This is a genomic window from Virgibacillus pantothenticus (genome assembly GCF_018075365.1).
In the GTDB taxonomy this organism is placed as follows: domain Bacteria; phylum Bacillota; class Bacilli; order Bacillales; family Amphibacillaceae; genus Virgibacillus; species Virgibacillus pantothenticus.
Window position 1 is genome coordinate 1,439,162 of the sequence record NZ_CP073011.1, and the last position, 13,355, is coordinate 1,452,516.

The following is a 13,355-nucleotide window of genomic DNA, read 5'->3' on the forward strand; positions in this document are numbered from 1 at the left end:
TGAGGCAGCGTGGTGTGACTGCTAAACTAGAGTAGACAGTTATTGTTTATGGCAAACTAAAATGTAGGTTATGGCACTCCTTTTATGCATGCCCAATTAGGGCATTACATAGAAAAAGCCACTTGCTAACAACTCAATAATTAACTACACTTCCTGTTGGACCCAATATTCTGGCAGGAGGTAGATTAGGAGTGTTAGAAGTGACTGAAATCAATTATATCAGACAACAAGTGAACGGAAAAGGGCATACATATGCAGAGGTTGCGAGAAGAACAAATAGAGATCCAAGAACGGTACAGAAATATGCAGACCTAAATGAATTCCAACCTGAATTGCAAGGCAAGAAACACCAACCCTCTCCCGTAATGGATCCGGTGAAGGAGATTGTCGACCAGTGGCTGAAAGAAGATTTAAAGAAGAAAAAGAAATATCGAAGAACCGCCAAGCGTATTTGGGAGTTATTGAAAGAAGAATATGATTTTAGGGGTTCTGATCGAACAGTAAGAGCTTACGTCTCTAAACGGAAAAAAGAATTAATTGAGGAAATGGAAGCAACCGATGAAGCAGCTCTTCCGTTAGAATCAAGTCCTGGGGATGCCCAGGTGGACTTTGGAGAGGCACCATTTAAGGTGGAGGGAGAAATTGTAGAACTTCCGTATTTGGTTATGTCTTTTCCGTACAGTAATGCATTTCTGGTCCAAGTATTTGAATCCCAGAATCAAGATTGTTTTTTAGAAGGGTTGAAACGATTCTTTCATTACATTGAGGGCGTGCCTAGAAGGATTCGCTTTGATAACTTATCACCTGCGGTGAAGAAGATTCTGCCACATGGTAAACGTGAATTAACAGAAGGATTTGAAAGATTTGTTTTACACTATGTTTGGGCGTTTAATGACTGGTTGAGACGGCAAGGTACGGCATACGAAGATGTAATTGATGACAAGACGAAAATAGAAAGGTCAATAAAGGAAGTTCAAAGACTAGAAAAAGAAAATGACAAATTACGAGAAATTACTCCTTGAACATGAACTGGGAATTAGTCCACTTGATTGATTTACTAAGCGCCCCTGTGGAGTAAATTAGTGGGACATTAAAAAACAAAAATGTACATTTTATCATTGACATTTATAATCGAGGGATAATACTTAGACATTAAATAAACGAAAGACATGGGCCGAAAAAAATCGAGTTCATGTCTTTTAACCTACTGGTAAGAACGTCCGCAACTCCTGGTAAATTCCCTCGCAAAGTGTGGTAAAAATAACCGCAAGCCTGGTAAAAATCGTCCGCAATACTCAGTACGCACGACAAATAACATAGATTTTTCAACTCCCTTATAACGGTTTCGATAATGTGCTCATTTACGCCGTTAAAGAAGGAAATTTCTACATTACCCGATTTGATCGAGCAAGTTGGATTTGAAGAGGGTACTGCTAGATTTGATGCAGTAGTATTTTTGTTCTTGCGATGTAGCGTAACGGGGACAATAGTAAGTTTTTGTTCAGGCATATGAAAAGCACCTCCTTTAATGGATACGTACATCTTACCAAGAGGTGCTGTTCATTAATATGCGTTTTTAGAATGGGGGCTTACCAAACTCGGCTTCCCATTACGGAAAGCCGAGTTGATTAGAGCTTTAATTCCCCCCATACGAAGGAGCTCTACGACAGCTGAGTATTGCGGAGGGATTGAGCCAGCTGTGCGGTCTTTTGAGCCACCATTTGCGGATGATTGAGCCAGTAAATGCGGAGGCAAGAGCCAGTGAAGTATAAACAGCTATTGGGAACGTCTAATTCTCCAATAGCTGCTATTTAAGTCAATAAAAACATATTTCTACTTCTTAAAAACTCACCGAGATAATGCCAATCCGTGACGCTCTCTCATTGAAACTTCCTCATCAACTAGTATATTGTAAGAGTCGTGCACAATGCGGTCTAAAATCGCATCGGCTATCTGTGCTTGTCCTAACTTAGAATGCCATCCTTCAGGTGAAAATTGAGAACAGAATATCGTGGAGGTTCGCTTTAGTCTTGCTTCAATAATTTCAAATACATGAAGCACATTCTCTTCTGATAGTTCGGTTAATAACCATTCATCAAGAATTAATAAGTCGATCTTCTTATATTTTTGGATCAGCTTCCGGAAGCTTCCATCGGCTTCATATTTCGCAACAACTAATTCGTCAAGTAACTCTGGAAGTCTAATATACTTAACTTTATAAAACTGCCGACACGCTTGAATCCCAAAGGCATTTGATATCCATGTTTTCCCGTTCCCTGAAGCTCCCATTAAAATGATATTATGGTGATTCTGAATGTAATTTCCCGTTGCTAATTCTAAGATTAATTTTTTATCTAACCTACGATCAGGATGATATTCTATATCCTCAATTGCTGCAGTCGGATCGTTGAATGTAGCCTGTTTTATTAAACGCTCTAGTTTATTCGTTTTGCGGCGGTCATACTCATAATCTACCAATAGATTAAAACGCTCATCGAAATCCATATTATTATATTCTCTATTTTGACTTTGCTGTTGATATAGCTCTGCCATTGCTCCCATTCTCATTTCAGTTAATTTACGTAACGTTTCTTCGTTCATCATTTACTATCCCTCCCAAAGTATTTAGCTCCACGTACAAACCCATAATCCTCTTTATGAGTTTGAAGATTATCTCTATCTTTCTTTTTATTATTCTGTTGATGCTTTTTACGCTCGAGTATGCTTTTTAACACAGAAACCGTTGGATTCGTTGATATATCGAGTAAAGTTTGTGTTGCTTGTTCTAAATCATCCTTCGCATGTTTGGTTGACAAATTCCTTAATGTACTCAAGATATTTAGTGCTTTCTTTTCTATGTTATTTCTTAAGATATAAGAAACAAATCGAGTCATAGAAGGGCCTACCGACTCTGCCCACTTTTTATTGTTTTCCGGATTATGTTCTAAATATAATCGATGATTATCAGGCATATGATCAGTGTTCGTAGAATACTGACCGATTTCTCCCTTCAATCTTTTATGGGATGCAATTCTTGTTTCTTTGAAGTACACTTCAATTAGATCCGTAGTCAGTCGGACATCGACAGATTCACGGACATAGTCATATGGAACGGAATAATACATTCGTTCAACTTGGATGTGGTAGTTCAGTTGAACTTTTGCTATTTTCCATTCTGTAAGCTTGTATCTTGTTTGGGGAAGAGCTTGAAGATAGGATTTTTCTTCTTCCTCAAACACCTTTTTTCTTGATCCCGGACGCTTTTGGAAATCGAGCGTATTAAGATTCTCTAATTTTCTAAAAATCTGTTGATTTAATTCCTCAAGATGAAAACACTGATAGTCTCTTAGAGAGGCAATAATCTGTCTTGAGACATGCCCAACCGAACCCTCGACACTTGGTTTATCCTTTGGTTTACGAACACGACTAGGGACGACAACGGTACGATAGTAATCAGCCAGTTCACGATAGGCTTCATTTAAAATAGATTCACTTCTAAGAGCTTTTACCACCCCGGTCTTTAGATTATCTGGAACTAAGGCTTCAGGAATACCCCCAAAATATTCAAATGCATGAATATGAGCAGTTAGCCAGTTTGCGGACTTCATATCTAAGAATGCCTCGACATAACTCAATTGGCTGTAAGGCAAGGTTGCTACAAATACATAGGCAGGTAAAACCTCCCCAGTAGAACGATCTTTGATTTCCAGAGTGGAACCAGCCCAATCCACTTCCATAATTTCACCTGGTTTTCTCCGAATAGGCATCGTAAGCTTATACTTTTTGGCATACTTTCCGTAGTTCTCGGTAAACGTACGATAGGCATAAGGTATCTTGCCGCCTTCACGAGCCTCATCTGCATATTCTTTATGCAATAAAGCTAAAGTGATATTCTTTTTCTGAAGTTCTTTATGAACTTTCTCCCAATCAACGGGATAGTATCCTTTCTCGATCGCTTGTTTCTCTGGGAAGAGAAACGATTCCAGCCACGGATTAGTCATGGTGCCGTCCAAACCTTCTAAGCCAAGTTTCTTGGCTTTTCGAACGACGTTGGAGACTGTATTTCTTGAATGTCCAGTACTTGAACTGATTGTTCTCTGACTGACATCCTCAAAATACAGTTCCAGAATCTTACGATAATTAATCACACAAAAACCTCCTGTATAATAGAGTCATGCTCGTTGGCATGCAGTCTCAATTATACAGGAGGTTTTTCCATTGCTATAACTGGCTCTCTAGTCCGCTTCAAGTGGCTCTTTCTTCCGCAATCACTGGCTCAAAACTCCGCACTCGTGGCTCAATTCATCTGCAATAATCAACAGCCTGTGAACGCCCCTTGACACCTAGCTTTTGCATAGCATTTGCCATGCGGACCATTTGCAAGTAGAAATAAATACCTTAGATTTGTCAAATTAAGCGAGACAACATGCTTTTATCAAAATCCTGACCTACATAATCTATGAAACACTCAATCGGTGTTTTGTATTTCAATGATTTCCTTGGTATGTTATTCCGTCGGAGTGCAACCTCAGAAATATACTCTTGTGACACAGGATTAAAGTCCATTTCTTTTGGCAGCCCATTCTTTCTTAGAAGACCGTTGGAATGCTCATTTAGACCCCTTTGGGGTGGCGTTCCAGGATCTGCAAAATAAATATCGACATCTTGCTCATTACTGATGGATTTCCAATTGGAAAACTCTTTCCCACAGTCAAAGATAATGGACTTAAATAAGTGTTTTGGTAATCGATCAAACCATTGATGGAGCGATGTTTCAATATTGGTTGCCTGTCTATCAGCTGGTTTAATTGCGATGATGCATTTTGTTAAACGCTCAACAAGCGTGATGACAGCGTTCTTGTGATAACGTCCCACAATGGTATCTCCTTCTAGATGACCAAATTCTTTCTTGTAATTTGGGTGATCGTGATCACGATCAAGGATGGTACGGCGAAATTTTTGTTTACCTCTTCTTTCCTGGTGACCATTTGGTTTGCGTTTGCCTTGCATAGGTAAATCATTTTGGTTAAATTCGCCTGATGCAAACTTTCGATAAAGCGTGCGCATGCTGCAAGAGATAGACTTTTCGTTTCGTCCGATTATTACATCAGGCGTCCATCCATCACGGACTTTTTCATGAATGTAGTCCTTTTCTACAGTTGCTAATTGAATCTTTTTACGGCCACATTTGGCTTTATTCGCTTGATATTTTAGATAAACGTCTATCGCAATAAGTCCTTCTTTCAGTTGTCTAATAACACGATAAACAGCTTCATGGCCACGCCTTAATTTATTGGCAATTTTTCGACCAGAAAGGCCGAATTCATGATATTCCTCTATGAATACCAGTTCTGTTTTGGGAAGAGGGGTGTAGGACATGTCAGATACACTCTCCTTAACTTTGGTCGGTTATTGATTGAGTATATCATGACATGTCTTTTTTAGTGTCTCGCTTAATTTTACAATCTAGGATTCTAAAAAAAATAGTTCTTCAACTGGTTGCTCTAATACTTTTGCTAACTTTAAAACTAGAGATATAGAAGGAGAATAATGTTCATTTTCTATACTATTGATTGTTTGCCTTGATACTCCTATATTGTCACCTAATTCTTTTTGAGTTAATTTTTTCTTTTTTCTATAATGTTTAACATTATTCTTTAACATTTGCCCCACTCTTGTCAGTTTATTTTTGTATGTTTAAACAAATTAATGATAATGAAAATCAAAACGAATATTGTGATTAAGCTAATAAAAAGTGATGTTAAATAAGAAGAATTACTTAAGTTTACAGGTTCTAACAACCCAAAATGTTTATTTAAATCCCAATGATTTGGAATCAGATAATCTAAAGGAATATGTCCTCCTAAAAATCCTGATATACTAGACCAAGTAAATAGGAATACCATAGGAATACCGATGGACAAAGAATTCCCTTTAAATAATAAGACAACTGATATGCTAAGCAACGAAAATATAAGAGCATATAAAAAGTCTCCTATTATAAATTTAAATAATAAACTATAAAAATTTACTATTTGATAACCCTCTTTATTATAATCAAAATAAACTATATTGGAAACAAAGTTATTATTAGCAATCAGTGAAGAGAGTATGGCAGTTAAAAAATACAATACCACTACATAAAAGAATACAGTAAAAGTGACTGTGATTATTTTAGAAAAAATAACTTTGGATTTCTTTATAGGTTGAAGAAAGATTGTTTTTATAGTGAAGTCTGAAAATTCTTTACTAATAATTAATCCAGAAAAAACTATAACTGATATCGTAATAAGGTTGTTTAATCCAGTAGCAGTAAGTATATTATCAAATGTATTGTTCTTCGCTGGTGGAATAATGTTTCTTTCTTTGTATGACTCTAAACGTTTAATTTCAAATTCATTCATAGATATGTCAGCGCTATCTCTTGGTGTAATATCGCTTCCCTTTTTTATTTCTTGATTCTTTTTAATTAATGAATCTTGTTTTTTTTCTACTTGCTGTTTCCAATCTTTCCCGTGATATGTTTGTTGATCATTGTCGTATTTAAAAATAAAAGGGAAAATTAAAAACAGTGTTATTAAAATTATTGTAACAAAAAGTAATATGACCATGTTATATCTTGAAAAAACAAATTTAGTTAATTCATTTCGAATTAAATCAAGCATATCTCTACCTCCTTAAAAACGCCTTTTGATAATGTTTATCAAAACCGAATCATTTAATAATTCTTCTCATTTGAGACAATTGCTTAATTAATTAATCATTCATATTGATTGATTTTTAAATAAAGGGCTTCAAGATCATTCCCCATAAACATTAAATTTGAATTTTCTTCGTTGATTTGGCTTAAAATGTTTTTAATTTTTTTTTCTGTGGCATTTAATACAAACACAGTGCTTTTAACTTTGGGATTATAAATATAATCTATATCTGCTTCAACAAGTATTTCTAGAAAGGTGTTTATATTTTCAAGTTCTATCATAGTTATAGTATCTGATTTTTTAATTTTCCTCGTTGTGATATTTTCTCCTTCACTTAAAAAGATATAACTATCACATATCTTTTCAATCTCACTTAAATCATGTGATGCAATTATTATAGATTTCCTTTTTTCTGTAGCAAGATGATTTAAATATATTCTGAATTCCACCACTCCTTTTGGGTCTAATCCATTAGTGGGTTCATCTAATATTAATATTTGGGGATCATTTAACATAATTTCAACAAGGGCTAATCTTTGCTTCATTCCTAAAGAGTATTTTGAAAACTTTCTCTTTTTATATTTATTTAACTTGAAGTGAAGTAGAAGTTTATTGATAAGTTCTTCAGAAGCTTTTTCCTTTTTCATTCGCGAAAAAACAAGTAGATTTTTTTGTGCAGTTAAATGATTATAGAAGCAAGGATTTTCAATTATAACTCCTAATTTATTTAAAATTTCCTCCCTATCATTCTTGAAGTTTAATCCGTTAAAATCGATAGTTCCTTCGTCGATTTTATGAAGGCTAGAAATCGACTTAAGCAAAGTAGTTTTTCCAGCGCCATTTGGGCCGATAACAGCCAGTATTTCCCCTTGACTTACTTCTAAGTTTATATTTTTTATTATTGGTTTTTTTTGTGTAGCGTATTTCCATAAATTATCTATTTTTAGAACTGTCATAAAGCACCTCTTATTTGATTATTTTAAACCCATATAGAGTAGCTGATACAACAAATATTGTAACGGTTAATAATATATTATTAATTCCTAGAATTTTATCAATATTAAAAAACATATTGACAACAACAATATAAAAAAGTGTTGTCAATGCTGCTACTCTTTGCATTTCCCTAGTCAAATATTTAGTTCTTTCATCTTCCTTTCCCATTTTTTTGTGTAAATATAATTGACATATTAAGCCTAAAGCTATAAGCGAAAAACAGATTATCATCATTTATCCATCTCCATTTATAATTGAATAACAAAAACAGAATTACACTTTACTTCTACTATGTTCCATGAAACATCTTCATTTGTCATTATTTTATTGTTTCTTTCTATCTTCGTTATAGCCCACGGCAAAACCAATTGCTGCACCTAAAAGAATACCGATAAACGGAGTAAATAGAACGGAAAGTAAAAATCCAAAAATCACTGTGTAACCTAACTTGTTTGAATGTTTTTTTAAAAAAGTACTCATATAACTCTCTCCCTTTAATTTCATTTCTATAAATTAGTAATGTTTTATTATTTGATTTGTCAAATTAAGCGAGACAACATGCTTTTATCAAAATCCTGACCTACATAATCTATGAAACACTCAATCGGTGTTTTGTATTTCAATGATTTCCTTGGTATGTTATTCCGTCGGAGTGCAACCTCAGAAATATACTCTTGTGACACAGGATTAAAGTCCATTTCTTTTGGCAGCCCATTCTTTCTTAGAAGACCGTTGGAATGCTCATTTAGACCCCTTTGGGGTGGCGTTCCAGGATCTGCAAAATAAATATCGACATCTTGCTCATTACTGATGGATTTCCAATTGGAAAACTCTTTCCCACAGTCAAAGATAATGGACTTAAATAAGTGTTTTGGTAATCGATCAAACCATTGATGGAGCGATGTTTCAATATTGGTTGCCTGTCTACCAGCTGGTTTAATTGCGATGATGCATTTTGTTAAACGCTCAACAAGAGTGATGACAGCGTTCTTGTGATAACGTCCCACAATGGTATCTCCTTCTAGATGACCAAATTCTTTCTTGTAATTTGGGTGATCGTGATCACGATCAAGGATGGTACGGCGAAATTTTTGTTTACCTCTTCTTTCCTGGTGACCATTTGGTTTGCGTTTGCCTTGCATAGGTAAATCATTTTGGTTAAATTCGCCTGATGCAAACTTTCGATAAAGCGTGCGCATGCTGCAAGAGATAGACTTTTCGTTTCGTCCGATTATTACATCAGGCGTCCATCCATCACGGACTTTTTCATGAATGTAGTCCTTTTCTACAGTTGCTAATTGAATCTTTTTACGGCCACATTTGGCTTTATTCGCTTGATATTTTAGATAAACGTCTATCGCAATATAAGTCCTTCTTTCAGTTGTCTAATAACACGATAAACAGCTTCATGGCCACGCCTTAATTTATTGGCAATTTTTCGACCAGAAAGGCCGAATTCATGATATTCCTCTATGAATACCAGTTCTGTTTTGGGAAGAGGGGTGTAGGACATGTCAGATACACTCTCCTTAACTTTGGTCGGTTATTGATTGAGTATATCATGACATGTCTTTTTTAGTGTCTCGCTTAATTTTACAATTTAGGTTAATTAAAATGTTAAAACATCCCAGATTAAATGTCAAGAAAACTTGTCAATTCCTTTATAATGGACCCAATTCCAATAAGCAAATTGGTGTTTAGTGAGGACATGCCTAATATAACCCTGAATAGAAGGAATTCAAATGGTATTAAGTATATTCCAGATGAGGTATGGGAACAAGTTGTAAGTAATATGGATCAATTACCTTCTAAATATATACCCATTTTTTAATTATTCTTGAAGCTTCTGGTTTTCAAATATCTTGATGTTGTTTCATTAAAATTAGACTGCTTTTACAAAAAGATGTTGGTTTTAAACTAAGGTTAAGTACAAATCTCGCAAGGTACCTATTTCTGAGGAAGTGGCAAAAACAATCAAAGCACAGCAAGAGCTTGTTTTAAAAGAATCAACAATTAAGACAAATCCTAATAACTATCTATTCCAACATTAAGTGGACTGAGAGTTGGAAAACCAATTGCACCGTTATCTCTATCAAGAAATCTAAATGCTTTTGCAGCAAAACACGATTACTGACAAAAGTGGAAATATGTTTTACTTTAATAAATGCCTTTAGGCATAGGTATGGAGTAAACCTTATTAACAATGGTATTAAACTTCTACATGTTCAAAAGTTAATGGCTCATGCAACACTTGTATATGCACAAATTCATGATAATACCCTTAGGAAAGAGTGGGGAAAATCCAGAGAAGCTGGCGCAATCAGGCTTGGTGTTCAGGGTGATGTGGTCATGGCTGATTTAAAACAACAAGCTGAAGAAAATGGACTTGAACTTGAATGGGTCCGACATAACATGGATTCTATACGATTAGATCATGGTTTTTGTGTTAAAAGTCCAAAGTTAAATTATGAATTTTTAAATCAAACTATTGAACCACCTTGTATCAAGAATAATTGTCGAAACTTTCATGTTGACAAACATTCCTCCCTTATTACGAAGATCAGATTGCAAAGATTGAATCAGATATAAAGATTTATAAGAAAGCTGGAAGAACACGCTCGATTGAAATCATTCAACCCAAGCTAAAAAGATATCAAGAAATCGTTGATGGACTAAAACAAGGTGACAGCATATTTGGTTTAGATAAAGGAAGACGGGAATATGTAGGAAAAGAACGTGGGGAGATAAATTCAAATGGCCAATAAAGATCCTAACATACAAGGTATTTTAAACCACTCCAAAATAAAAACAGAACCATCGATCCAAAAAGTAGATTGAAGCATTAAAGTATATGATAAAAAAACAATTATATATTAACTTTAATTCGGTTGCTGAACAGGCGAAAGTATCTAAAGGCTTTTTATATAAGAATCACAGACTGCATTCAAGAATAGAGACATTACGAAAACAACAAGAAGGATTATCATCTGGCAACAAGTTAAACGAAGCATAAGTGACGCATCGAAGGATGTTATCATTGCTTCCCTACGATTAAAGAGAAAATAAAGATTCAATTTGGAAAAATATATGATGAAATATAGATTGACGTTATTTTCTCATTGGAGAGCATCAGAAAAATGCGGATATACAACATTAAAGATGTTCTGCAATCGGGCCAGATTGTTTAGTAACGCATAGTAAGATGAAGAAATGTTCTAAAAATAAGTTTGGGACAAACAAAAAGGTGCACTCTAACTGAGTGCACCTTTTTGTTTTATGAATTATATATATCTCTGTTCATATTCACAATGTCTTTATTTGAAAGGGGGTTAAGGTTAGGATTTGAAAGCATTTCTATTACCTTATCTCGTAGGAAAGGGGCTTTTTCTTTATTTGCCTTTTTCAATGCTTTTGTTAGTTCTTCTTTTGTTAGCTCTGTGCAGAATGCAGGAGTTCCCGGCTGTTGTCTCCACGAATCACTTAAAGAACCACCATCTACTGTGTCAAAGCCTAGCTGGTTTACTACATCCATGATTATTTGTTTTTGTGATACGTCATTACCAGCAATCGCTATAGCAATGCGTCCAATAGTACCTTCTGGGGTTCCTTCATTTTCTAAAGTATAGGCTAGTAAGTTATTGAAAGCTTTGATGGTAGGTCTACCTAATTGATTTGAGACCCAAACACTTTCAACCATCCCGTTCTCAATTTCTTCATTTTTATCGTCTCTAAAAGGATAATAATTAGAAGTATCTACAATGATTACTTCTTCTCCAACTTGATCGATAATGTTCCTAATGCTTGGCAGTGCTTTTGAAGGGAGAGATATGATAAGAATTTCAATATTTGTAATTACATCCTCTACAGGCACAGGGGTTCCAGCAAACTCTTTTCTTTCTAAATGTTCAATTCCTCGTGCATCTGCAATTTTGACATCATGTCCAGTATTAACTAATTTTTTAGAAAGAATTGAGCCGATTGTTCCTGCACCTATAATTCCAAATTTCATTATTGTTCCTCCTCGTATACTATGTTTAGACTTAATTCTTTCGCCTATTATTTCCTTACTAATTTGCCTGACGATATGTCAAATGTCTTGGACGTTCCGTGATGTTCCTAGATAATGGTCTTAGGATCATTTGGGATAATTCTTTTTCCTCCTGCGGGCATAACCGCATTACTAAGACTGTTTCCCAGTATGCGTTTCGACCTTCATACACGCAGGCTGTACACCTTGATATTCGAACCTAGATGTTAGTAGCTCTAGGGCGGGCTTTCGACACAAGGATAGTACTCATACACGAGGCTGCTGATCGGCGTTCACACTAGGGATATCTCAGAGCGTCCAAGATTTTAGTTCCAATGATTCTAAATCGAAAGGAGTGTTAACACCATGAAATTATTTGTTGGCTTAGATGTTAGTTCTTTTGATATCAAGGTTTGTTTTTTAAATGGTGAAGGAGATAAATTGAATGCCTTCACGGTTTCTAATGATTTACCTGGTGCGAAACAGTTAAGAGACGAGATTTTGAATTCGACTCAAAATCAATCTGTAAGTGAGTTGCGTATCGGACTTGAATCTACAAGTGTTTATAGCTTTCATCAATCCATGTTTTTACACAATGACGAATCCATTCGTGCACTTGATGGACAAGTGCTAGTCATGAATCCAAAACAGATAGCCAATTTCAAGAAAAGTTATAGCGATATGGATAAAACAGATGAAATTGATGCATTCGTCATTGCCGATTATTTACGTTTTGGGTGTTTGCCTATGTCTGTTGTCAAAGAGGAACAGTATGTTGCCCTGCAACAATTGACACGTGCACGCTACAGTATTGTTCGTCAAATTACGCAAGAAAAACAGCGTTTCCTTCAGTATTTAAGTTATAAGTGTAATACGTTCACAGAAGAAGTTGAGTCTTCTGTATTTGGTAAAGCGATGATGGATCTTTTCCTTGAAAACTATAGCTTAGAAGAACTGTCACGAATGCCATTAGAAGAGTTGGTTGACTACTTGCGATTGAAAGGAAAAAACAGATTTCCTGATCCAAAGCATGTCGCTAAATCTATTCAAAAAGCAGTGCGTTCTTCTTATCGTTTAGATAAAGTCGTAGAAGATTCAATCGATACAATACTCGGCACTTCCATCACGTTGATTCGCACATTCGAAAAGCAGAAACAGGAAATTGATAAATCAATTAAGCGAATCATGAAAGGAATACCGCAAACACTTCAAACCGTACCTGGCATTGGTCCAGTATTTACTCCCGGAATTATCGCTGAAATCGGGCAAATTGAACAATTCGATGATGAAACTAAAATCGCCAAGTACGCAGGTCTTTATTGGCGAAAGCACCAGTCTGGTCGTTTTACGGCAGATGAAACTTCTTTAACACGTAATGGGAATCAGTATCTCCGTTATTACCTAGTTGAAGCCGCCAACTCAGTGAAAAAGGAGATTCCTGAATATGGTGAGTATTACGCAAAAAAGTTCAAAGAAGTACTAAAGCATCAACATAAAAGAGCCCTCGTCTTAACTGCAAGAAAATTTGTGCGTTTGGTGGATGCGCTACTACGCAAAAACCAAATTTACACGCCAAAAAGGAGCGTAAATATATGAAGCATAAATGGCTTCTGAATCCTTTAATTATTTTC

General features: G+C 35.5%; 12 protein-coding genes and 2 pseudogenes. 4 read left to right on the forward strand and 10 right to left on the reverse strand.

The window, feature by feature from the left end:
* Nucleotides 1-191: 191 nt before the first annotated feature.
* Nucleotides 192-878 (forward strand): annotated as a pseudogene (istA, locus tag KBP50_RS06750) (IS21 family transposase); the annotation flags it as partial.
* Nucleotides 879-1,848: 970 nt separating this feature from the next.
* On the opposite strand, the gene istB reads toward istA (KBP50_RS06750), so the two are convergent.
* From istB to KBP50_RS06795, 9 genes and pseudogenes are all read right to left on the reverse strand, one after another.
* Nucleotides 1,849-2,604 carry an IS21-like element helper ATPase IstB gene (gene istB, locus KBP50_RS06755; protein ID WP_050353276.1) on the reverse strand — a complete coding sequence of 252 codons (756 nt, stop codon included), beginning with the start codon at nt 2,602-2,604 and terminating at the stop codon, nt 1,849-1,851.
* Nucleotides 2,601-4,148: an IS21 family transposase gene (gene istA, locus KBP50_RS06760; protein WP_050353275.1), complete on the reverse strand. Its 1,548-nt coding sequence runs from the start codon at nt 4,146-4,148 to the stop codon at nt 2,601-2,603. Before istA (KBP50_RS06760) ends, istB begins: the two co-directional genes overlap by 4 nt.
* 259 nt (nt 4,149-4,407) lie before the next feature.
* On the reverse strand, nt 4,408-5,379 hold the full coding sequence (locus KBP50_RS06765) for an IS30 family transposase (protein ID WP_050353274.1): 972 nt from the start codon (nt 5,377-5,379) through the stop codon (nt 4,408-4,410).
* A gap of 87 nt (nt 5,380-5,466) precedes the next feature.
* Nucleotides 5,467-5,664 (reverse strand): helix-turn-helix transcriptional regulator, encoded by a 198-nt coding sequence (locus tag KBP50_RS06770; RefSeq protein ID WP_050353273.1) that lies wholly within the window; start codon nt 5,662-5,664, stop codon nt 5,467-5,469.
* Between the two features lie 14 nt (nt 5,665-5,678).
* The gene (locus tag KBP50_RS06775) at nt 5,679-6,665 is read right to left on the reverse strand and encodes an ABC transporter permease (RefSeq protein ID WP_050353272.1); all 987 of its coding nucleotides are present in this window, start codon (nt 6,663-6,665) and stop codon (nt 5,679-5,681) included.
* Between the two features lie 95 nt (nt 6,666-6,760).
* Complete coding sequence (locus tag KBP50_RS06780; RefSeq protein WP_050353271.1) at nt 6,761-7,657, reverse strand: ABC transporter ATP-binding protein; 897 nt, start codon at nt 7,655-7,657, stop codon at nt 6,761-6,763.
* 10 nt (nt 7,658-7,667) lie between these two features.
* Nucleotides 7,668-7,931 carry a hypothetical protein gene (locus KBP50_RS06785; RefSeq protein ID WP_050353270.1) on the reverse strand — a complete coding sequence of 88 codons (264 nt, stop codon included), beginning with the start codon at nt 7,929-7,931 and terminating at the stop codon, nt 7,668-7,670.
* Nucleotides 7,932-8,021: 90 nt separating this feature from the next.
* A complete protein-coding gene (locus KBP50_RS06790; protein ID WP_139325398.1) occupies nt 8,022-8,177 on the reverse strand; it encodes a VraH family protein in 156 nt (51 codons plus the stop codon).
* A gap of 59 nt (nt 8,178-8,236) precedes the next feature.
* Nucleotides 8,237-9,210 (reverse strand): annotated as a pseudogene (locus tag KBP50_RS06795) (IS30 family transposase).
* 722 nt (nt 9,211-9,932) lie between these two features.
* On the opposite strand from KBP50_RS06795, the gene KBP50_RS06800 reads away from it, so the two are divergent.
* Entirely contained in the window at nt 9,933-10,286 is a 354-nt protein-coding gene (locus KBP50_RS06800; RefSeq protein ID WP_128743511.1) for a hypothetical protein, read from the forward strand.
* 262 nt (nt 10,287-10,548) lie between these two features.
* A complete protein-coding gene (locus KBP50_RS22070) occupies nt 10,549-10,710 on the forward strand; it encodes a DUF6262 family protein (RefSeq protein ID WP_232231298.1) in 162 nt (53 codons plus the stop codon).
* Nucleotides 10,711-10,971: 261 nt separating this feature from the next.
* Here the strand turns inward: KBP50_RS22070 and KBP50_RS06805 are convergent, their stop codons facing one another.
* Nucleotides 10,972-11,706 (reverse strand): NADPH-dependent F420 reductase, encoded by a 735-nt coding sequence (locus tag KBP50_RS06805; RefSeq protein ID WP_050353268.1) that lies wholly within the window; start codon nt 11,704-11,706, stop codon nt 10,972-10,974.
* Between the two features lie 384 nt (nt 11,707-12,090).
* Between KBP50_RS06805 and KBP50_RS06810 the strand changes: the two genes are divergently transcribed.
* Nucleotides 12,091-13,320: an IS110 family RNA-guided transposase gene (locus tag KBP50_RS06810; RefSeq protein WP_050353267.1), complete on the forward strand. Its 1,230-nt coding sequence runs from the start codon at nt 12,091-12,093 to the stop codon at nt 13,318-13,320.
* Nucleotides 13,321-13,355 lie beyond the last annotated feature (35 nt).

Coding starts and splice junctions, on each gene's coding strand:
- istB (WP_050353276.1), bottom strand. CDS start 2,604: ATGATGAACGAAGAAACGTTACGTAAATTAACTGAAATGAGAATGGGA.
- KBP50_RS06765 (WP_050353274.1), bottom strand. CDS start 5,379: ATGTCCTACACCCCTCTTCCCAAAACAGAACTGGTATTCATAGAGGAA.
- KBP50_RS06770 (WP_050353273.1), bottom strand. CDS start 5,664: ATGTTAAAGAATAATGTTAAACATTATAGAAAAAAGAAAAAATTAACT.
- KBP50_RS06775 (WP_050353272.1), bottom strand. CDS start 6,665: ATGCTTGATTTAATTCGAAATGAATTAACTAAATTTGTTTTTTCAAGA.
- KBP50_RS06780 (WP_050353271.1), bottom strand. CDS start 7,657: ATGACAGTTCTAAAAATAGATAATTTATGGAAATACGCTACACAAAAA.
- KBP50_RS06785 (WP_050353270.1), bottom strand. CDS start 7,931: ATGATGATAATCTGTTTTTCGCTTATAGCTTTAGGCTTAATATGTCAA.
- KBP50_RS06790 (WP_139325398.1), bottom strand. CDS start 8,177: ATGAGTACTTTTTTAAAAAAACATTCAAACAAGTTAGGTTACACAGTG.
- KBP50_RS06800 (WP_128743511.1), top strand. CDS start 9,933: ATGGCTCATGCAACACTTGTATATGCACAAATTCATGATAATACCCTT.
- KBP50_RS22070 (WP_232231298.1), top strand. CDS start 10,549: ATGATAAAAAAACAATTATATATTAACTTTAATTCGGTTGCTGAACAG.
- KBP50_RS06805 (WP_050353268.1), bottom strand. CDS start 11,706: ATGAAATTTGGAATTATAGGTGCAGGAACAATCGGCTCAATTCTTTCT.
- KBP50_RS06810 (WP_050353267.1), top strand. CDS start 12,091: ATGAAATTATTTGTTGGCTTAGATGTTAGTTCTTTTGATATCAAGGTT.